The following is a 19,829-nucleotide window of genomic DNA, read 5'->3' on the forward strand; positions in this document are numbered from 1 at the left end:
TGCCCATCAACTTAAGACTTTTTACTACCCCCAAGTACAAAAAAACGTTATTCTTTCTTAATAATCTATGAGAAAGGGTGACGTTTTTTATGAATCTCTCGATTCAAGAGGAGTTACAACCATTTGCAGAAGAATTACAGCGCTATATCACACCTGGATTTTTGGAAGAACTAGCAAGAGAGATTAAGTTTATAAAGCGAAAACGCAAGTTTTCAGGATCAGATTTAGCTACCATTTGTATTTGGATTAGCCAACGGGTGGCCAGTGATCCTTTAGTCCGATTATGTAGTAGACTTCATGCAGCTACAGGTACTTTACTCAGCCCAGAGGGCTTAAATAAACGATTTACTGCAAAATCAGTGTTATTTTTAAAGCATGTCTTTTCGTTATTGTTACAACAAAAAATCTGTGAGCAGACTCACATTTCTAACCAACTTTTTGCTCATTTTAAACGCATTCGCATCATGGATGCCACTATGTTTCAAGTACCCCATACTTTGGAACATATATATCCTGGTTCAGGTGGCTGCGCTCAAACAGCTGGGATCAAAATTCAATTAGAATATGATTTACATAGTGGGCAATTTCTTAATTTTCAAGTGGGACCTGGAAAAAATAATGATAAAACATTCGGAACAGAATGTTTAGATACGTTACGGCCAGGCGATTTATGTATTCGTGATTTAGGGTATTTTTCATTAGAGGATTTAGATCAAATGGATCAACGTGGTACGTATTATATTTCGAGGTTAAAGTTAAATACGAACGTATATGTAAAAAATCCAAATCCGGAATATTTTAAAAATGGTTCCATTAAAAAACAATCAGAATACATACAAATCAATGTCATACAGATTTTGAATCAACTCCAACCAGGCGAAACGATAGAATATCAGCAAGCTTATATTGGGGATAAACAGCAGCTATTTTCACGTCTCATTTTTCATCGTTTAACAGAGGCACAATTAAAAAAACGTCTAGAGAAAATTGCAGAAAAAGAAAAGTCAAAACACAAAACCTATTCAGATAAAAGTAAATTAGCAGCGGGATTAAATGTATATGTGACAAATGCACCTTGGGAATGGGTTCCGATGGAACAAGTACATGAATTATATACATTGCGTTGGCAGATAGAAATTGTTTTTAAAACGTGGAAATCATTGTTTGATATTAATCATTGTCGTACCGTCAAACAAGAAAGAATAGAGTGCCATTTATACGGGAAACTCATCGCTATTTTTTTATGTTCTTCTACGATGTTTAAAATGCGCCAACTTGTGTTACAAAAGAAGCAAAAAGAATTAAGTGAATATAAAGCGATTGGAATGATCCAAGATCATCTGTTTCTCCTCTATCAAGCCATAGGGAAAAGCACCCAAAAGATAACAAAGCTTCTGATCCGCCTGTTCCACCTTCTAGAGAAAAACGGGCGGAAATCTCATCGATATGAGAAGAAAACTGTCTTTGATATCATGGGTGTTATCTATGAGTATAGTGGATGTAGCAAGCAAAAGAAAGCTGCATAAGAAAAAAATGAAACCCGTTAGGGTTTATTTCGTGTGCTTATTTTTAATAACTTGTCCCCATTTTGGGAGATTTTAGTTCAATTGAACAAAAGTTAATTTTGTATCCATCCTTAAGTTGATGGGCATGTATGGTGACCCCTAGTAGACGAAATGCTCGTTCTACAACGGTATAGAGAATCTTGTGCCATAACTGGAAAAATATCCAGACGTAATATTTCATTGGCAAATGGACAGATTAAAGTACATCCCAAGAAAGTGAAACAATTGATAAAAGAGTTAAAAGAATATCTAGGAAAAATAGATTAATATAAGGGAACAGAAACATTTTTTTATACTTGCGGTACCCCATATTATTAAAATTAAAGTGGTTCAAGTCGGAGGAAGTAACCTTAGGGTGTCTTTTCTTTATTTCTCAATATAAGAACTTTAAGAATATGCTATTATTTAAATACAAATTCCCTTTTGTGCACTGAGATAGTAATACCTAATAAAAAACCCACCTATTTCCGTAGGTGGGTTATATGTGATTTTGCACTTGTGCATTATTAAATTATATATTACTTAGATACTGCTTCTCGCTTTTTAGATAAATGATTTTTCACAGATTCTTTAGCTTTCTTTAAATCTATTTTCTCATTCGGAATAACATCCATGACATTTGATTTAAACAAGAAATGTTGCTTTTCTTCTGTTTCTACATAAATCATATACTGATCTCTACCAACTACCTTCCCCTTCAAAGACTTGCCATTACTGAATACAAACGTACATGGTATTTCATAATGCTCTAGATACATTAAAATACTATCAAAAAACATGTGCATATAATTCATCCCCTTTAATTCAAGTATAACAAGAAACCGTTACATAATGATATTAGCTATTAAAACTATTACTACTGTAATAATTTCACGTACTATATCTGATTGATAGAACCTAATTCCGCAATAAGGCCTATTCTAACCATACATCCCCTTACCCTCTAGCCAAGTAAAGTATAATTCCCTTATTTATTCATCTATCTTAGTGAGTAGTTCCTCCTGGTCTTATACAATCTCATATTTTTCATCTTTTCTTCGAATTTAATCTTGACTGAAGGTCTTGAGGGTTTTTATCATGTGGGAACGATTATGGAATACGGCTGGAAGGCAGATTTATCCCCTACTTTGAAAGACTACAAAAAAAGTAATCAGTCAAAATAGATGGATAAGCGTCTTTGTTTTCGCCATGCGGTCACTTATAAGGTATCCGTATGTATAGACCCTGTTCACTCAGCGATCTTCACCGCATACATCCTTTCTCTATGGCTTGTCCTTGTAATATCGTCCCTACACGACAAACTGAATGTACTCCCTAGCACCGTAATGCTAACGATAACCACCCGAACCTTTTAGAGAATCGTCCCTGGGCAAGTTCTCGCCCTCCCTCACCAAAAGAACAGGATTCCAGTGAGGGGTGCTGTTTTTGTAGGCGTATACTCTGTACCCCCTGCACGACTAACAGCAAGCCACGCCGTAACACGTTCCCTCTATATAGCAGCACGGAATCACGGCTTATCAGTTTTTATTAACGTGGTATCAGGCAATTCCACGCGAACAAAAAACAAAAAAAGGCATCTCCAATTCCTAAATGACCTGTACATTCACAAGACTTCTAGGTTTAGAGATGCCCGGTATATATCTTTTGGACTACAAAATAATCAAAACTAGTATTTACTAGTTGATATTTATCCAAACAATAGATAAAATGGGTATATCAAAGAAGCCTCGTGAAAAGGCATAGTTGTTTAAGGATAGTGTTGGTGCACTACTTAAACGTTAACACTGTGGTTGAATACAGTTAATTTCTAGCCAAGTGGTGGTACACTAGCTAGAAAAGTCATTCCCGCTATCGGTTGGCGCCAATAGCATATGGGAGTGGCTTTTTGTTTTATGTTCATATTCAATTGTTTTTAATTTATCTCGTTCGATCTTCATGGTCTTCGTTTATGTAAAATATCAAATTATGTTTTGTTTTGTAGAATGATGCTTGTTGTGTACTACGTTACAACAAGCCTTACCCTTTGTAAACAGCGATTTTATGCACTCCTTTAATAATATCCCTATTTCCCTATTTCCCTATTTCCACTTATAGATATAGGGATATTTCCCTTTTTCTAAATTTCCCTATTTCCCTATTTTGTTGTTTTCCTACCTCATTTCTGTTCTACTAAATTTCCTGTATCTTTCTCCAATCTCCCTAACTTGCAAACAAACAAAACCTTTTTAAATCAACGTTTATGTTATTAATTACTAACTCTATGATTCTATTGCATAACCAAAATATCATTGTTATAATTTCTTTAAAGATATAGAAATATCCCTATTTCTATAGTTAGAAATATCCCTATTTCCCTATTTCTATTTTTCCCTATTTCTATAAAGGGATATAGGGAAATTTAAAAAACTATAACTGGAGTGTTAAAAATGGCTATTACAATTACGGTAGGTAATTACAAAGGTGGAGTCGGTAAAACCACAAATGCTGTATTGAACTCTTATGAATTTGCTAAAAAAGGGAAGCGTACATTACTTGTTGACCTTGATCCACAAAGTAACGCAACAAAGTCTTTAATGTTAACAAAATCAATCCTTAATCCTGATGAGATTGTTACTGTTGAAAAAACATTAATGAAAGGAATACAAGAGGGGAACCTGGACGGCTTAGAAGTGGAAATTATGGATAATTTACATTTACTTCCTTCTTATGTTGATTTTCAGGACTTCGCAAAATTCCTTTATAAAAATTGTTCTTCGGAAGCTGAAGAAGATCATTACTTTAAAGGATTGTTAGAAAAAATAAAACATAAATATGACTACATATTTATCGACGTTCCTCCAATGTCACTAGAAGTTACGAAGAACGCAGTTGTAGCTTCCGATTATGTTCTCATTGCTCTACAAACACAAGAACGTTCTCTTACTGGTGCAGAGAATTATATTAATGAACTTATCAAGTTAAAGGAACTATATGATCTTGATATTGAAGTAGTTGGCGTTCTTCCTGTCCTACTCAAAAACAACGGTAAGGTTGACGAATATATCATGGAAAATGCTCGTGAAATTTTCGGGGAAGAAAACCTATTTAAAAACATCGTCCCTCAAATGGAACGTATTAAAAGATTTGATGTGAATGGTATTACTGAAAAAGATCGACATGATATGAATGTAATTGAATTATACGAAACAATTAGTGATGAATTGTTATCTCGTATTGATATGTTTGAAAAAATGAAGGTTGGTGTGTAATATGGCGAAAACTCCTGGTTTGTTAGGTAGAAAGAAAAGTAACTTTGAACCTACTGAACCTTATGTACCAGAACAAGGACAAGCTACAGTTGAAAATAACGAGGTAGCAGCTGTTCCTTCTCAACCTAAGACAGAAGAAAAACAAGTGAGTCGAAAAGAGAAAAGAAACGAAAAAACTGAACCAACAAAGAAATTTAAGAATCAGCAAGGTAGCATTAAAATTTCTAATCAGTCAAAAGAAGAACTTGAAGTATTAATGAAACTTACAAACACAAAATTCAATTATGAAATCATCGATTTACTTATAGATCGTTATGTAGAAAACGAACTAACACCTGAGCAAAAAAGGAAATTCAAGCTCTTAACAGAGCTGTAAAAAAAATATAGAAATATCCCTATTTAGAAATAGGGATATTTCTATATTTCCACCTTTACCTCTATATAACACACAAAATAGCTTCAACAGTTTTTAAAAAAACTAAATAGGAGTGGTCCATTTGGATAAAAAATACTTGGTGACTGTGACACCTATTCAAGAAGATTCTAAACCACAGAAAAAGAATTCATTGTCAGCAGCAGACAGAAAAAATATAAAAGTATCGCCTGAAACACTTAATAAAGTAAAAGCCATTTGCACAATGAAAGACATAAAAAATTATGAACTTATTGATGAAATGTTAAATTACTATATCGCTAATAAGTTAAATTCAAATGAACAAAATAACCTAAATGACATAATGTCTATACGAAAATAAGCCCTACATATGTAGGGCTTATTTTCAAATTACTATATTCACCACCACCACTAGCTCATTTACACGATTATCGATATAGGAAGTATTTTTAAGCATCAGGTAATACAAATTCCATTTGCCGACTCTGTGTTTTAAATCCAAGTTTTTCGTAGAATCGTATAGCCTTCTTGTTAAATTCTAAAACATTTAATTCTACACTTATTGCTTGTATTTCTTTAGCATACTCAAATGCTTTTTGTACTAATATTTTTCCTATTCCTGTTCCTTGACATGTTTCACTTACACCAATATTGCGGATAAAGAGTACCTTTCGCTCAATTAACTTTGGATTTTCGGATGGTTCTTTAATATCTAAGATTATGTAAGCAAGAATCTCTTTATTATTGTCTTCTACTACAAATATCTCTATGGTTGTATCAATAAGCCATGCTTCGTATGCATTGTGATCCAAAGAAACTGAAGTATCAGAATAAATATCTGGTCTTCCCTCTATATGTAACTGTTGAACTTGCTTGTTTATATTTGATATATCCCAAAAATCTTCTGGAGCAGCTAGTCTTACTGTAAAAGGAAAAACTTCATTAGACATAAGTACATTCCTCCTAATGTTTTATTTAAAGTGGGTTTAACAAAGCGCATCATTATTGGTAGCAAGGACAAAGAGGAACCCTACTCTCACAAGGGAACCTCCTTGTTCTCACCAGAACTTCCACCAAGGCTTCTTCTCTTTCGCAGCAGCAACATCATCCCGATACTCCTGCATTAATCTCTTCGTTTCCTGCATCTCACGTATGGTTTTCATGAGATTATCATCCCGTCTTTCTAACATTTTTTCGATCCGTTCACTTCTTTTCTCTGCTTGTTCGCTTAATCTTTTTTCCATCTCTAACATACTTTGGTTCATCTCCTTCACCATAACGCTGTACTGTTGTTGGAGTTGCTGTTTAATGTGGAATGGGATTAAATCAGTTTCTTGGGATTCCTCTGTCTCCGCATTTGGATTGGCGATTTCTAATCGCTGCCCTCTCTAGCGTCATACCGTCATGCTTGCTGAGTTCAATTAACTTCTCAATCAACATAACGTCATGCTCCGTGTATTGGCGTCTACCGCGATTATCTTTCTTTACGACGAATTTCTCTCGTTGTAATACTTCCATGTACTTTCTAAGGGTGCTATCGGATATTCCTAGTCGCTTGTATACTTCACTAGCAGAATAAACAATTTCGTCCGTCATAACGTCACGACACCTCCTAGTGACAGTATTCCATGATAAGCGAGAAATTCCTGCAAATAAAAAAGCCCCGGTTAGGGCTTAGTATTCTATATTACGATTCTTAGGCATAACATAGATATTGTCTGTTACCCCTGTAACTCTTCCCAGCTTCTACCGTACAATTGGGTGTGTTGTTTAGTTAGGGAAGAGTTGCTATTATATCGCTTTAGCAATTTCAACAAGAAGGCGCATAAACAGCGGTATCATTTGCACTACAATATAGCCGATGCCAGCTCTTGAAATTAATGAGAATCCTCGTTCTTGGCTACCGACCATGATGAACAAACCACCACACAAAGCAACTACACTAGCAATTGGATATGACACTGCTTTAATCAAAAAGATAACAGGTTCAAACGCGTTTACAATACGGTTATATAATTGGCCATCTATATAGTTTTTAATGGCCCCATCATTGGCCTGCACATCTTTAAACACTTCATTCACATCTGGATTATTTCCATCAGCAAATACATAAGGAATATCAATAATGTTGTTGAATATAATAGCACTACCGATTACTAATGAAACGCGCACTGCGACAGGTGCGTATTTTTTTGCTTTCTTTTTGAACAAGCTCCACTTTTTCTTCGTTCCATAGTTACCATCCATAAAATCTTTGATGCTCATTGTCTCAGTTGCCATATGGACCATCTCCCTGTTTTTAATGGAAATCAGTAACCGTAAATATATTGCAATCTAATCCCTCGCAAAGCTTCTGGAGTTGTTTTCTGCGGTATTCCGTCGTGGTGTACCAAATGAACTTAGGTGTCTTTTCAAATACATTACATTCCATCAATTTGCGATATTTCTGCATCTTGATACGGTTCGCGCTCATCTTCTGCTCGTGATCCACTTCTACAATGTGATATCGGCCATTATCCGTGAAAAGGGCATCCGCAATTATGGATACAACTCCTTTTACATTCATCTTCACTTCTTGTTTCCACGATTTCGGGCATTCATAAGCAATGTAAATGTCATTTCTCATAATGTAGTGGCGAAATTGATTCGAGCGCTTGAGTATTTTCTTGCTCCCGATGCGTTCTCGCCCTTCCTTGTTGAGATAATAAACCTTTTCTCCATCTCTAAAGCTGGACACATATTCTTCAATCCCCTTCATTACACGAGAAGCATTCCTGTCGCCACCAAGATCATGAAGTACCTGAATTTGCTTTCTACTTAAAAATCCCAACTTCTTCAAGCTCAAGAGTATGGATTCGGTTCTCGCTTCCTTTATGGCTAGTTTTTGCATCTTCATGCTCCTTCCTCGCTCTTATGTTGATATGTGGCTTTATGATGTTATCAATCTGCTTATTATCGATATAAACAGTCTGTAGAACCTTCTTCTCATTCGTTTGATATATAGCCCTTCCCTTTATGTTAGGAAGACTCTCCGCGCCGCCTTCGTCTAGCACAGCGCGGCTCCCTGCTTCTGTTTGTAACCTGAAACAAACACGGGCGCCTATATTTTGTCTTAACTGCGATGGTAACGCTTCATTAGTGGGGTATTGAGTCGCATATACTAAGCGGAATCCAGCTGCCCTGCCGCGACGGCCTATATCAACAATGATGTCTTTGCACTCCTGATATGGCGTCATGTCGGCTGCTTCATCTACAATTACAAAGTACCTCGTGAGATCCCCGGCTTCTTTTATATCTTCGTATCCTTTTTCTAGTAAGTATTCGTTTCTATCATTCAGTTTGGTTTGCAGCTCCCTTAGAGTCTCTAGGGCTTCTTCTGGGTTCTTCGCAATTGATTCGACTTGGTTTAGGAATCGGTATCGGTTAAAAGATAGACCACCCTTCAAATCGATAAGAAATAACTTTGTATTCTCCGACTGATTGCGTACAAGGGATGTGATTATGAGCTTTAGTACATTCGATTTACCCATATCCGTCATGCCGGCCGATATCATATGTGATAACTGGTCAAAGTCGTGTTTTACCAATCCGTCTCTTGTATAACCAATAGGTACTTCCCATCCTCTACATTGCTTCATCATATCTTCTTCAAATTTCACAAAATCAGGAATCCCCTTCTCGTAAACTCTTATTTTTAGTAACCCGTCATAAGACAGCTCGATTTCCTTTCTAACGAGTTTTTTCTTGTTTATGTTTTGTATTTGTTTTAAAATATCTTTCCGCAGACGAAGAGATTTAAAGTCCTGTAGCTTAAAATTATAAACTTTGCTCTTGTGATTTAATCCGTCCTCTAAATGCTGTATCTTTTGCTCAAAATCGGAGAAGCTAAGACCAAGAGGGATTCTGTAAGCATACTCTACTCCCCATTCATTTCTTGTCTTACGGAGTAGCTGTATAGTTCTGGTCTCTTTCCCTTCTTTCACTTTCAAACCGCAATTAGCACAAATCCTTTGAATCTTAGAGGCATCGTTTGTCGCTCCTTTTTGATGCATTTTAACTAGAAACATAGCGCCACCGACTGCAGCTGAACTAACTAACTCAAATATCAAAGCCGAACACCACCCTTCTTTTCGTATTCTGCAAGAATAGTCCCTGAAGATTAGAAGAGATAAAATCAGTTATGAATCGTTGAACATAGTAATCTTTCGATGTCTGGAGTTTTATTCTGTGAGCGAATTCTATTTCGAATAAGTGAAACGAAGTTTTAAAAGGCTATCCATTTGGAACGGTATATCGTAATCAGTTTGGTATGGTAAAAGGTATTGTGTACTGTTTGGTCTTTATGTCATTTTTTTTCTCGTGTTTAAAAAAATGACGGAAAGGGCAAGCTATTCATGAGGTGGTAAAGGTGTTCGGATTAGGTAAAAAACGGAGTAAATTCGGTAGATGGTTAGATAAGCAAGGGATAACACAAGGGGAATTAGAGAAAGCAGCTAAGTTGAGTAGAGGTACTATTTCTAAAGTATGTAATGATAAAGAATACACACCTAAATTTTCAACCATATCTCAAATAATAAGGGGCTTGAAAAAATTAGGTAAAAACATAAATGAAAATGATTTTTGGATGTAACTTCGTAACAAACGAGGCTATATTTATGCAAAAAAAACCACCCAAAAGGATGGCAAGTTCAAATTTAAAATAACTACTTACTCTACTTCATTTAATTACCGACTGGAATAGCTGATCTTTGACCATATATACATACCTGATAAATTGTCCCTTATGTCAATATAAAATGATCCTACCGCCGTTTCATCAAACTTTTTGATTGCAACTGGATCTATATCTCTTATTTTCAGATGCACAATTCCAGCTCATTTTTGCAAATCTGGTTAGAGAACGAAAAATAGTGAGAAGAGCATAAGGGGTTTTTGTTCCCACCGAGGGTGTGAAGCTAGGCGGAGCCTAGCAAAACGATGGGGGCAAGAAAACTCGTTGAATGTCCCGTTAATGTCCCCTTATTTCTTATTGATGTCACCATCACGTCCCGTCATTTTTTCTAAATGTCCCTATCGTGTCCCCTTGTTTTTCCTCAATGTCTCCATCATGTCCCTAAGACTTTTTTCAGTTTTTATGAATTTCTTGTTCCTTTTTCTCCAATTTTTTAATCTTATCTTGTGCATTTTTTTGTTTCGTTTTAAACAGTTTTATGTTCTTCCCAGACTCTTTTATTTTCGATCCTAAAGCTGAAATTTTAGATTGTGTTTCCATTTTTTCAGCTTTCGTTTGATACTTCAGTTCTTCTTGTAGTTCTTTCATTTTTTGATCTACTTGTTTCGCATTTTCTTCTTCTAACTTGATTGCTTTTCCGTAATTTGTGATCTTTTCTTTCCAATCTTTTTTATCCCTTTCAATAAAATCTTTCTCATGCGATTGCTTATCTTTTGCCAATAATTCATCATTTTCTTTTGTTTTTCTTTGGTCGGTAAAAATGGTGTATGCCAGTTTGATAGACGTATCTTTATCTGGCTTTTCCTCTTCATATTCTGAAGGATCTTTTGTAAATTTCCGAATGTCCATTTGTTTTTTTACCGTTTTTATTGTAAATATCTAGCGCTACAGCTCCCCAATTCGGAGATGATTTTTGCCCCTCAATTAAGGGTATGGAAACGATTCGGGGAATGAGGGATCACTCTGGGATTTAATTACAAATATAAAAGTAATACGGTTCTGGTGCAAAAAGATGATAAATAAAAAAGAATCAAGGATTCCTAACGGAATCACCTGTTAAGCAGTTAATCCAAACAGCTGGTTGATAAAAACATTCTGATTTTGGACAGACTGGTCCTGCAAATCAATTTGTTCTTTTTTGACCATATGCATGGCCTCAACATCACTCAATATAGAGGCTGCTGTTTTGTATGATTTAAATCCTAACATAGAGCGTATACGATTTTTAATAAAACGATGATCTTGTTCTACTATGTTATTTAAATATTTTATCCTTCGGATTTTGGTGCCTATTGGTATCCTTTTTTCTTTCTTCAACAGTTCGATAGCGATTGGATAAGCAGGGTTCTTATCAACCGTGTACGAGGTTTTGAGACATGAAAAGACCGCAAGGCTTTCTTGAAGAATCGCTTTGCAGCCTTATGATTTCTAGATTCACTCAAATAAAAGTCAATCGTGTTTCCTTCAGAATCAACGGCACGATATAAATACATCCATTGTCCTTTTACTTTGATATATGTTTCGTCCACTCTCCATGAGTTATTCGTTTGTTTGAGATGACGTCGAATTCGTTTATCAAACTCCGGCCCATATTGATGTACCCATCGCATAATAGTTGTATGAGCCAGGAATAACCCTCGTTCCTTCATCATTTCCACCAAATCACGAAAGCTTAAGTTGTACCGTAGGTACCAACGTACAGTTAACAAGATGATGTCTGGTTGATAATGTTTCCACTTAAATAAATTCTCCTTTTCCATACTGATCACACACCTTTTATAGAGTAGTACTATCAGTATTTCCAAGTTTGATAGACCATTTTCATATACTTCAAAGTTTTCGCACCAGAACCCTCAAATATATGAAGGGGGCTACCCCATACTCCAATATATGCTTGTCCTTATATAAAAAGAGCACCCGTCATTAGGTACCCTTCAACAAATGAGTATGGAGCTCCAAGTCTCACCTCATATGATAACTTGTCCCACGGTTTTATCATATGTTGGTCTTATTAGAATGTTCACTAGTTTAATGTGTAATTTCTATAATTAGTTATTCATAAGGGTCCAATCTTTTTTTGTTTTAGGAAACAATGAATTTCTTATTTTGATTACGATGTCTACCTAAGTTAAAAACGTAAAAATCAGCCTTATCATAAGGATTGGCGAAATAAAATGTTTTCTAGGAAGTTTAAATAAAATTCCTACTTTTAATACACCCACCTAACAAAAATGTTAAAATATACAAAAAAGATTTAAGGAGAAATACATATAAGAGAAGATTTCAGCAATACAGTATTAATTATAATTGATGTTCAAAAAGCTTTTGAAGAAGAGAAATGGGGTACTAGAAATAACCCTAATGCTGAAGGGAATATTCAAATTCTTTTGAATATGTGGAGAGAAAAAGAATATCCAATTATACATATTCAGCACTTATCTGATAACGATCAATCTATTTTCCATCCTAGTAAAAAAAGTTCAGATTTTAAAGATATTGTAGTTCCAATCAAAGATGAAAAGATTTTTAAGAAAAAAGTAAACAGTGCATTTATAGGAACTGGACTTGAAGAACATTTGAAAGAAAATAAAAAAAGTCGTAATAGTAGGATTAACAACTCCCCACTGTGTATCAACTACTACTCGAATGAGTGGTAATCAGTCATCATTAACTCTTCAATTACTTTAATATTATTAAGGGTCTCCTCATCAGCTGGTAAGAAACGAAGAACCATTTTATTATGATAATTAGTCTGTTTATAGTCTTTTAGCTGAAAGTAGCAAAACGCTAATTGTTTATGCGGTAACCAAGTTTTAAAGGGTTGTCGTTCAATGAAATGAGTAGAGTTAGCTGAAGGTGCTTCTATAGCTTGATTATACCAATAGACAGCTTGAGAAAACTGATTGTTCTTAAGAAAGAATTCACCTAGGCGACAGCTAAATTCCGGTTGAGGAACATCGTATTCTAAAGACTGAAATGTGATTTCTATTTCTTTTTTAAAATTTCCGATTAGATGATAACAACTAGCTAATTTATGCATAACAAAAATCCTGTGTTCTAATCGGATATCTTCGTAGTCTAAGAACTTGTTATAAAATTCAATGGCTTGTTTATATTTTTTATGTTTATGTAATTCTCTGGCATAATGAAATATATCGTGAACTGTCATTTTGCCTTTATTTTTTTTCAAAAATTGTTCATATAGTTTGAGATTTCGATCTGATTCATTATCGGCATAATTTTTTTTATGGGTGACTATGATGTCACTTTCGAGAGAATTATACTGATCATGAATACTTAGATCTTCATGAACAACGCCGTGCCATTGAAAGTTTTTACTTCTTTTAACTAATCTATTGCGGCGAATGCTGGTTAAAACATTATTAAATTTATCAATTTCCGCATGATAAATCATGGAAACCGCATCAATTTTTTGAGTGAGTGATTGTTTTAAATCAAGTAGCTTTTTACGTTCTTCTGGTAAAAGTATATCATCAGCGTCTAACCATAAAATGTAGTCCATTGAAGCTTGATGGAAAGAATAATTTCGAGCTGCTGAGAAATCATCTATCCATTTAAAATCTAAAATTTGTTTCGTCCATTTACTAGCTATTTGTTTTGTTTGATCTGTTGAGCCTGTATCTACAATAATAATCTCATCAGGGATGTCTTTAACTGATTCTAAACATCTATTAAGTGTTTCTACTTCATTTTTTACAATCATACATAAACTAATTGTAATCATCTGAGCACCTCTGTTATAGATATCTTTATTTTATTTAAATTTAGATTTTCCACCTAAAACGTAGTACCTAAACGAATCTCAATAGGTCGGGCTGTAAGTAGTTCACGTTGTGGTTCTCGAATTGGTTCTATAGCTCGTAGTTCAGCTATCATTTCAAGAACAATATCCCGGTACTTATTCATAGCAAACCAATAGGAACTAGAGCAATATCTTTTATTAATGTACATTTTAGTTAATTTAAAATAATAATAGAATTCATCATATTCTATGCTTAAAAACAGAGACAGCCCGTTTACTAATCTACATTCTGTTCATTGATTAGAATGATAAAGTACTTTGAGTTTTGCTTCAAATTTATAATTACTTAGATCAATATTTAACAATCTGCTTGATACAAACTGCATTTAATTATATAAGAAAGCTTATAAAACACCATAAAAAAGGACTGTAAGCCTCTCCTCTTACAATCCATCATTAATCACCATTAAAGGATAAAGAGTTCATCTAATACAATATACCCATATAAAATTATACTCTAACTCCACATTATTTATAACTAAAGGGAGTCGGATATCGACTCCTTTTTTTACCTATTCCTTTTCTTCATCATATTTCAAATCTACCCACTTCTCTTTTGACCTCTGCCCACTTATAGTTAAATTCTCCACATAGACAAACGCGTATTCAATCGGATATTTTTTTTAACACTCATACCTTTCTAAATGCAAATTACCATTTTTATGACCTTTTACATGTGCTTGCCCCCTTCCATTAGCATCAATACTTTTTCCCCAATACAACAAGTAATAATTATCAAAAGTCTCTTCAATCTTTAACGATTTTTTATTAATTGTTTTTAATCTACCCGCTTCACTTAAGAGCTCTAACTTTTTACTTTCATTTAACTTAATAGCAAATCCATAAATAACACCGTTCTTAGTAGTTTTTCCTTTTTTTACATTCATTCCATTGCTCTATTGTGAACTGAAATCCATCGCACAATGCAGTCTCTTTTCCACCCACCTCCATGATCGCCTTTTTCATAAGTGATAATAGATCCATCTTTATAGCCCCTTTGTTGTATGCGTTATTTTAAATTCAAAATACGGTACATGAAATTATATATGTAGTTTAATACATTTCCCTCTTTCCAAATATACCTATAACACTAAAAACTGTTAGTCCAGTCCCAAAAAAAATGAGTACACCCAGCAATGAATGTACTCATTTCCAAAACTTCCACCAGGATTTCCTTTTTGCTGCCGCTATTTCTTCCTGGGCTGATACAATAGTACGTTTAGCATCTTGAATCTCTCTGACCATCTTCATAAGGTTATCATCTCTTAGCTCTAACCTTTTTGCTATCCTTTCTTCACGTTCCTTCCGATCTTTCATATCTTCCTTTATTAATTTATTTCTTTCTTTAATATCTTCCTCGATCAATTTGTTTCTTTGATCTATACGATCACCGAGTCTCTTTTCCATTTCTAATAGGTTTGCTTGCTGCACCTTATTAATTTCTTCTATCATAGCGCTATATTGCTGTTGGAATTGATATTGCATTTGATAAGGAACTGGATCTGATCCATGGGATTCCTCTTTCTTATTATCGATTCCAAACTGCTTTGCAATCATTTTCGCAGCTTTTTCTAAGGTCATACCATCTTGCTTACTCAACTCTACTAACTTTTCAATAAGTAAAACATCAAACTCTGTATATTCCCTTCTCCCTCGACTATTCTTTTTCACATCATAGCCTTCACGTTCAAAAACATCCGAATACTTTCTAAGTGTACTACCACTTACTCCCAATCGACTATAAACCTCATTGCTGGTATATACGACTTCCATTTCTGCCATAGCGCTACGCCACCTCCTATAAGGATAATTCCATATAGCAAGCGAAATACCTTTGGGAATCCATCGACGAAACTCGTTCGGTCTTTGCTTTCTTTTGTCGGAATATACGATAGTAACATAACCAATTCGAAATACTATATTACAGATATAGGTAACATATATTTTACTACCACAGTTCCTCCCTAATGGTATTTACACTAGAAGAAAATTGTATATATGCGACTTATAAAAATTAACTTTACAATACGCTCCTATTGAGGATTTTCACCAATACAGCACTGACGAATTTTTTATGGACATTACGGATATCCATTTATTCGCTCAAGATCCATACGAATTCGCTATGTAATTTAAACGTGAAATATATGACAACAGCTCATTTTTTTAATTCCTTGTCAAAAACAAGCATATATAGTGTAGAAAACATATTCTACACTATATGTTATCAAAAAGTGAGGAACGTATATGAATTCACATCATAAGAAAGATTTCATTAATATAAGCTCACCTTATCTCCCACATATCGATTTATCGGTATTTTCGAAAGCTCAAAAAACAAAAAAATCATTACAAGCTCCAAAATCTCAAACGATGTGTTGCAGACAAATTGTTGATCATAAAATCCAGTTAGCTCCTCCCGCAAAAAAAGGAACTGTCAAGGTTGATAAACAGATATTCACTACGATTGAAAATGTGTGTTCAGAAGTAGTCGTCATTATTGGATATATCCGAAAAACTGTTACTTATACAGCAGTAACCCATAACAGAGAGATTCCAAATCATAGCATTCAAGATGATGTTCCCTTCCAGTGTCTTATAGAATCAACGGACATTAAAGAAAATCATCAATTTAGCATCGTCGAGAAAAAGATACTCGGTGAAGTTTTTGCACGTGAAGCTAACTTTGGAAGTTCAAATGATTTTCGATCGTATAGACAACCCCTTGCTTTCAATTTTATAGAGAAAGATGTAATAAAAATTTCTATAAAAATGATTACTAAGTAAATCTATATCTGTTTATCATAAATATTAAATTGGATTATTTTAGAGACTAGATTTGTAGTTACAGATCTTTCTAACATGAAACAACTTAATTATTTGTTGAAAATTAGAAAACTTGTCCAAGATATCCTCCTATACAAGCTCTCTATCTACTTCATAATCTATAGTAGAAGCAATAGTAGCGTTCTATTTGACTTCGAAATGTACTAAGAGAATATATTTATAGAACTAAGGAGGAATACTAAATGGTTTGCCCAATTATTAATCCAACAACTTGTTGCCAAGTTGTTGTTGAGCGAACAACGCAGCTTGTCCCCCCAGCACTTGCAGGTACCGTTACCTTTACACAAACTGTTGAAGCGGATATTGAAAACGTAGTCCCAGAAAAAGTTGTAATTTGCGGGGTAGTTCATAAAACGATAACTTACACTGCTGTTTTAGAAAATGGCACCCTAGTACCGGGCTTTCAAGTTTTTGATGATATCCCTTTTCAATGTGTAATTGACCGTGAAGATGCCAATGAAGGAGACCTTTTCGAGGTCACAGGTGCAGCAATTCTTGGACAAGTTTCTGCCCAAGAACAAAATTTTGGATTTATAGACGGATTACGAGTTGCTTTTAAATTCAAAGAAAAAGAAATCATTAAAGTCTGTGTTAGGAGATTGCCGGTCACTGGTACAGAAGTGGGGATTGGACTAGGATTTACAAGTGCAGATTGTAATGTTCCTGTTGTAGCATCCGGTAGTTTGTTAGTAAATGGAGCAGGATTTGCAGGAATACCAGTTACGTTCACAATAGAAGGTGCAGCAACTGTTTCACCAACTACAGTATTTACAGAAGCGGGTGGATTCTTCCACACTAATGTTACTGCTTTTGGACCTGGAAACATAACTCTTATAGCTGCAGGTACAGTAAATGGGGTTCCTTTTTTCGGAGAAGTAACTACTATGTCACCTTGTCCATAATAAAGTGAAACTTCCATGCAACAAAAGTACCACATGTAGGGCTATATCCAAAACGGTTAGTCCTGAAACCTTAGATGGTGTAGCGAATTATTGATAAATTAAGATGAAACCATTTAATAAAAAGATTAATCAAAGTGGTTTCCATCTTATTTGTATTCATAATTCAACTTAAAATTCAGAGTACACCCATTGATGAATGTACTCATTTCCAAAACTACTTCCATTTCTAACATAGCGCTACGCCACTTCCTATTAAAGAATCTCAATACATAATGGCTGATACCTTTAAGAATCCATCGACGAAGCTTGCACAGTCTTTGTAATGTTTTTTCGGTTTTAGAAACATTCATAACGCTATAGCTAAGGGCTAGCACCAAGGGCTCATGTATCTGGGGCACAATTGTAGATTTGTAATAAAGTTTGATTAAATTAACGATATCAAAAGAGCGTGTTTTGAAAAAAGATTGATCAAAACATGCTCTTATTTGATATTGCAGATTAAATTATTTATAAAAAAATTTGATTATTTTTGAAACCATTATTGAACTAAAGTACCCGTTGGCTTATTAACAAAAGATTACAACCCGCTATTTCTCCCAAAGCTCGACCAGTCGACCTTCAGGATCTTTAATCCAAATAAGCTTTCCAAATTAATGTCATAAATGCTTCCGAAACGCATTTATTTAGTATGATAAGTACTTTTTGGAGGTGACACATGTCAGAGGAAAATGAATTTGACTCACATGGAATTCTAAATAGTGCTGCATTAGACTCGAATTCGATAGGCCCTACACTGCCACCTATCCCACCATTCACGTTACCAAGTGGTCCAACCGGAGCCACAAGAATAACAGGTCCTATGTACTGGTCCAACGGGACCAGTACCACAATCTGCATTTAGAGCTGAAAATCCTACCTCTCAATCAATCACTGAGATATCTACAAAAGTTTTGTTTCCTACACCAATATTTGATTTGAACAGTGAATATGATCCATTGAACTCTACTTTTATTCCTAAGCAATCAGGAATTTATTCTATTATAGCTAGCGTAGTACCTTTTCCTGATACTCCTACTATAGATCAGAAATTTATACTTCTTATAAACGTTAATGGTAATCCTATAGAGAGAGTTGATAATTATCGGGAAAATTTTAATGTAAATACTGTTTTGATGGGGACAACTGCTAGTACGATCTATAGGTTAAATGCTGGGGATACGGTAGAGGTTTTCGCTAGTTTTGCTGGGGATACTGGGACTACAGTATCTGGTACTAATTTAAACTTTTTTGCAGCAGCAAGATTTCCCTCTCAATAAATTATTTTATTAGCTATTCATATTTATATCAGTTCAAATGATTGATCACTCTCTAAAATCCTTTATTAGAAGTGCAGTTAGCTGGATTTTGAGAATCTATTATTCTAAAAATAGAAGCATTGGTGTGTTTGGAATAGAATTACATTTACATGGCAATGGCATTGACTTTAGTCGTATTTCGGAAAAATATGTTCCAGCTACAACTTCTGTTAGTTCAATTGATTGTTCAATAAAACTTAAACTGTATTCTATTCGTAAATGGCCAACCTTTTTTAGTTCTCTCAGTAGCTGGAATCGAAGTTGCTAGACTTGAGATTTCTCTTGAGGTAGCATTGACCTTAATAGCATTAGGAATTCCAGTTTGCTCTTAATTAACCAATTCCGATTCCAAAAGAGGGCTTCTGCTCTCTTTTTTTATTTATCCTTATCTTCCCTTAACAAATAAGACCAGAAAATTCTTGAACAAAAAAAAGTGCTTTTCCTCAAAGCACTCTTTCAAAGGGATTTACCAATCCCAACGGTCATCGCGATCGAAGTCACGATCACGGTTACGTCTGCGACGACATTCATCACAATCGCAGTCACGATCACGTCTACAACGACGATCATCAAAATCGAAGTCACGGTCACGGTTACGTCTGCGACGACATTCATCACAATCGCAGTCACGATCACGTCTACAACGACGATCATCAAAATCTCTGAAGTTCTCAAAACGACAATCATCTCTCATGAATATAAGTTCCCCCCTCATATTAAATAGAATTTATTATATTCTATGTTTAAAAGTAGAGAACAGCTTGTTTACTAGTCTATCTTCTTTATCTATTTTCATTAACAACAAACAAGACGTCACACAGATCAAGGCAGCACCTACGATAATTGCTATTGGGGTTACCATACATGCCCATCAAGTTAACATAACAACACTTATCAGTAGTAAATCTATCTAGAAATCTATAAAAGTCCCTTCAGAAAATTGAAGTGACCCCTAAAAGTTAG

At 34.8% G+C, this 19,829-nt stretch carries 20 protein-coding genes and 5 pseudogenes; 13 read left to right on the forward strand and 12 right to left on the reverse strand.

Annotation, left to right across the window (positions count from 1 at the left end):
• The first annotated feature begins 89 nt into the window (after nt 1-89).
• Together ACP6L7_RS35840 and ACP6L7_RS35845 are read left to right on the forward strand one after the other, a co-directional pair.
• Entirely contained in the window at nt 90-1,526 is a 1,437-nt protein-coding gene (locus tag ACP6L7_RS35840; protein ID WP_430529889.1) for an IS4 family transposase, read from the forward strand.
• Nucleotides 1,527-1,676: 150 nt separating this feature from the next.
• The gene (locus tag ACP6L7_RS35845; RefSeq protein ID WP_430529890.1) at nt 1,677-1,832 is read left to right on the forward strand and encodes a hypothetical protein; all 156 of its coding nucleotides are present in this window, start codon (nt 1,677-1,679) and stop codon (nt 1,830-1,832) included.
• A 251-nt stretch (nt 1,833-2,083) separates the two neighbouring features.
• On the opposite strand, the gene ACP6L7_RS35850 is transcribed toward ACP6L7_RS35845, so the two are convergent.
• Nucleotides 2,084-2,350: an RNA chaperone Hfq gene (locus ACP6L7_RS35850; RefSeq protein WP_097833038.1), complete on the reverse strand. Its 267-nt coding sequence runs from the start codon at nt 2,348-2,350 to the stop codon at nt 2,084-2,086.
• 1,641 nt (nt 2,351-3,991) lie between these two features.
• Here ACP6L7_RS35850 and ACP6L7_RS35855 point away from each other — a divergent pair.
• From ACP6L7_RS35855 to ACP6L7_RS35865, 3 genes are all read left to right on the forward strand, one after another.
• On the forward strand, nt 3,992-4,813 hold the full coding sequence (locus ACP6L7_RS35855) for a ParA family protein (RefSeq protein ID WP_002130604.1): 822 nt from the start codon (nt 3,992-3,994) through the stop codon (nt 4,811-4,813).
• 1 nt (nt 4,814) lies between these two features.
• Complete coding sequence (locus ACP6L7_RS35860) at nt 4,815-5,189, forward strand: DUF5388 domain-containing protein (RefSeq protein WP_097833039.1); 375 nt, start codon at nt 4,815-4,817, stop codon at nt 5,187-5,189.
• A 121-nt stretch (nt 5,190-5,310) separates the two neighbouring features.
• Complete coding sequence (locus ACP6L7_RS35865; protein WP_430529891.1) at nt 5,311-5,568, forward strand: hypothetical protein; 258 nt, start codon at nt 5,311-5,313, stop codon at nt 5,566-5,568.
• A gap of 88 nt (nt 5,569-5,656) precedes the next feature.
• Here the strand turns inward: ACP6L7_RS35865 and ACP6L7_RS35870 are convergent, their stop codons facing one another.
• The 5 genes and pseudogenes from ACP6L7_RS35870 to ACP6L7_RS35890 form a co-directional block, all read right to left on the reverse strand.
• On the reverse strand, nt 5,657-6,157 hold the full coding sequence (locus tag ACP6L7_RS35870; protein WP_097833041.1) for a GNAT family N-acetyltransferase: 501 nt from the start codon (nt 6,155-6,157) through the stop codon (nt 5,657-5,659).
• A gap of 108 nt (nt 6,158-6,265) precedes the next feature.
• Nucleotides 6,266-6,803 (reverse strand): annotated as a pseudogene (locus ACP6L7_RS35875) (DUF3967 domain-containing protein).
• 195 nt (nt 6,804-6,998) lie between these two features.
• On the reverse strand, nt 6,999-7,487 hold the full coding sequence (locus tag ACP6L7_RS35880; RefSeq protein WP_097833042.1) for a hypothetical protein: 489 nt from the start codon (nt 7,485-7,487) through the stop codon (nt 6,999-7,001).
• Nucleotides 7,488-7,506: 19 nt separating this feature from the next.
• On the reverse strand, nt 7,507-8,052 hold the full coding sequence (locus tag ACP6L7_RS35885) for a replication-relaxation family protein (RefSeq protein ID WP_257206382.1): 546 nt from the start codon (nt 8,050-8,052) through the stop codon (nt 7,507-7,509).
• Nucleotides 8,021-9,316 carry an FtsK/SpoIIIE domain-containing protein gene (locus ACP6L7_RS35890; RefSeq protein WP_430529892.1) on the reverse strand — a complete coding sequence of 432 codons (1,296 nt, stop codon included), beginning with the start codon at nt 9,314-9,316 and terminating at the stop codon, nt 8,021-8,023. The genes ACP6L7_RS35885 and ACP6L7_RS35890 overlap by 32 nt, the downstream gene beginning before the upstream one ends.
• A gap of 299 nt (nt 9,317-9,615) precedes the next feature.
• Here ACP6L7_RS35890 and ACP6L7_RS35895 point away from each other — a divergent pair, with 299 nt between their 5' ends.
• Nucleotides 9,616-9,837: a helix-turn-helix domain-containing protein gene (locus ACP6L7_RS35895; protein ID WP_097833045.1), complete on the forward strand. Its 222-nt coding sequence runs from the start codon at nt 9,616-9,618 to the stop codon at nt 9,835-9,837.
• Between the two features lie 495 nt (nt 9,838-10,332).
• Here ACP6L7_RS35895 and ACP6L7_RS35900 read toward each other — a convergent pair.
• Nucleotides 10,333-10,852, reverse strand: a pseudogene (locus ACP6L7_RS35900) (hypothetical protein); the annotation flags it as partial.
• Nucleotides 10,853-10,995: 143 nt separating this feature from the next.
• Nucleotides 10,996-11,699: pseudogene (locus tag ACP6L7_RS35905) on the reverse strand (IS6 family transposase).
• 510 nt (nt 11,700-12,209) lie between these two features.
• Here ACP6L7_RS35905 and ACP6L7_RS35910 point away from each other — a divergent pair.
• Nucleotides 12,210-12,597: pseudogene (locus tag ACP6L7_RS35910) on the forward strand (isochorismatase family protein); the annotation flags it as partial.
• On the opposite strand, the gene ACP6L7_RS35915 reads toward ACP6L7_RS35910, so the two are convergent.
• From ACP6L7_RS35915 to ACP6L7_RS35925, 3 genes are all read right to left on the reverse strand, one after another.
• Nucleotides 12,578-13,684, reverse strand: coding sequence for a tetratricopeptide repeat-containing glycosyltransferase family 2 protein (locus tag ACP6L7_RS35915; protein ID WP_098361904.1), 1,107 nt, complete (start codon nt 13,682-13,684; stop codon nt 12,578-12,580). The pseudogene ACP6L7_RS35910 and the gene ACP6L7_RS35915 sit on opposite strands and share 20 nt — an antisense overlap.
• Nucleotides 13,685-14,385: 701 nt before the next feature.
• Nucleotides 14,386-14,649, reverse strand: coding sequence for a hypothetical protein (locus ACP6L7_RS35920; RefSeq protein WP_430529893.1), 264 nt, complete (start codon nt 14,647-14,649; stop codon nt 14,386-14,388).
• Between the two features lie 259 nt (nt 14,650-14,908).
• A complete protein-coding gene (locus ACP6L7_RS35925) occupies nt 14,909-15,544 on the reverse strand; it encodes a DUF3967 domain-containing protein (RefSeq protein WP_141536814.1) in 636 nt (211 codons plus the stop codon).
• Nucleotides 15,545-16,009: 465 nt separating this feature from the next.
• On the opposite strand from ACP6L7_RS35925, the gene ACP6L7_RS35935 reads away from it, so the two are divergent.
• The 6 genes and pseudogenes from ACP6L7_RS35935 to ACP6L7_RS35955 all read left to right on the forward strand — a co-directional run bounded on the left by ACP6L7_RS35935 (nt 16,010) and on the right by ACP6L7_RS35955 (nt 19,198).
• Nucleotides 16,010-16,549 (forward strand): hypothetical protein, encoded by a 540-nt coding sequence (locus ACP6L7_RS35935; protein ID WP_430529894.1) that lies wholly within the window; start codon nt 16,010-16,012, stop codon nt 16,547-16,549.
• 242 nt (nt 16,550-16,791) lie between these two features.
• Nucleotides 16,792-17,511, forward strand: a complete 720-nt coding sequence (locus ACP6L7_RS35940; protein ID WP_097833051.1) for a DUF3794 domain-containing protein — start codon at nt 16,792-16,794, stop codon at nt 17,509-17,511.
• 715 nt (nt 17,512-18,226) lie between these two features.
• Entirely contained in the window at nt 18,227-18,412 is a 186-nt protein-coding gene (locus ACP6L7_RS35945) for an exosporium leader peptide-containing protein (RefSeq protein ID WP_176539499.1), read from the forward strand.
• A gap of 49 nt (nt 18,413-18,461) precedes the next feature.
• Nucleotides 18,462-18,827 carry a hypothetical protein gene (locus tag ACP6L7_RS35950; protein ID WP_176539498.1) on the forward strand — a complete coding sequence of 122 codons (366 nt, stop codon included), beginning with the start codon at nt 18,462-18,464 and terminating at the stop codon, nt 18,825-18,827.
• Between the two features lie 112 nt (nt 18,828-18,939).
• Nucleotides 18,940-19,089: pseudogene (locus ACP6L7_RS36305) on the forward strand (Y-family DNA polymerase); the annotation flags it as partial.
• Nucleotides 19,073-19,198, forward strand: coding sequence for a DUF3956 family protein (locus ACP6L7_RS35955; protein WP_097833063.1), 126 nt, complete (start codon nt 19,073-19,075; stop codon nt 19,196-19,198). The pseudogene ACP6L7_RS36305 and the gene ACP6L7_RS35955, both read left to right, overlap by 17 nt.
• Nucleotides 19,199-19,332: 134 nt before the next feature.
• Here ACP6L7_RS35955 and ACP6L7_RS35960 read toward each other — a convergent pair whose 3' ends face one another.
• The gene (locus ACP6L7_RS35960) at nt 19,333-19,560 is read right to left on the reverse strand and encodes a hypothetical protein (RefSeq protein WP_097833053.1); all 228 of its coding nucleotides are present in this window, start codon (nt 19,558-19,560) and stop codon (nt 19,333-19,335) included.
• Between the last annotated feature and the right edge of the window lie 269 nt (nt 19,561-19,829).

The organism is Bacillus silvicola (assembly GCF_050524305.1).
GTDB classification, from domain to species: domain Bacteria; phylum Bacillota; class Bacilli; order Bacillales; family Bacillaceae_G; genus Bacillus_A; species Bacillus_A cereus_AT.

Coding starts and splice junctions, on each gene's coding strand:
- ACP6L7_RS35840 (WP_430529889.1), top strand. CDS start 90: ATGAATCTCTCGATTCAAGAGGAGTTACAACCATTTGCAGAAGAATTA.
- ACP6L7_RS35845 (WP_430529890.1), top strand. CDS start 1,677: ATGCTCGTTCTACAACGGTATAGAGAATCTTGTGCCATAACTGGAAAA.
- ACP6L7_RS35850 (WP_097833038.1), bottom strand. CDS start 2,350: ATGCACATGTTTTTTGATAGTATTTTAATGTATCTAGAGCATTATGAA.
- ACP6L7_RS35855 (WP_002130604.1), top strand. CDS start 3,992: ATGGCTATTACAATTACGGTAGGTAATTACAAAGGTGGAGTCGGTAAA.
- ACP6L7_RS35860 (WP_097833039.1), top strand. CDS start 4,815: ATGGCGAAAACTCCTGGTTTGTTAGGTAGAAAGAAAAGTAACTTTGAA.
- ACP6L7_RS35870 (WP_097833041.1), bottom strand. CDS start 6,157: ATGTCTAATGAAGTTTTTCCTTTTACAGTAAGACTAGCTGCTCCAGAA.
- ACP6L7_RS35880 (WP_097833042.1), bottom strand. CDS start 7,487: ATGGCAACTGAGACAATGAGCATCAAAGATTTTATGGATGGTAACTAT.
- ACP6L7_RS35915 (WP_098361904.1), bottom strand. CDS start 13,684: ATGATTACAATTAGTTTATGTATGATTGTAAAAAATGAAGTAGAAACA.
- ACP6L7_RS35920 (WP_430529893.1), bottom strand. CDS start 14,649: ATGAATGTAAAAAAAGGAAAAACTACTAAGAACGGTGTTATTTATGGA.
- ACP6L7_RS35925 (WP_141536814.1), bottom strand. CDS start 15,544: ATGGCAGAAATGGAAGTCGTATATACCAGCAATGAGGTTTATAGTCGA.
- ACP6L7_RS35935 (WP_430529894.1), top strand. CDS start 16,010: ATGAATTCACATCATAAGAAAGATTTCATTAATATAAGCTCACCTTAT.
- ACP6L7_RS35940 (WP_097833051.1), top strand. CDS start 16,792: ATGGTTTGCCCAATTATTAATCCAACAACTTGTTGCCAAGTTGTTGTT.
- ACP6L7_RS35945 (WP_176539499.1), top strand. CDS start 18,227: ATGTCAGAGGAAAATGAATTTGACTCACATGGAATTCTAAATAGTGCT.
- ACP6L7_RS35960 (WP_097833053.1), bottom strand. CDS start 19,560: ATGAGAGATGATTGTCGTTTTGAGAACTTCAGAGATTTTGATGATCGT.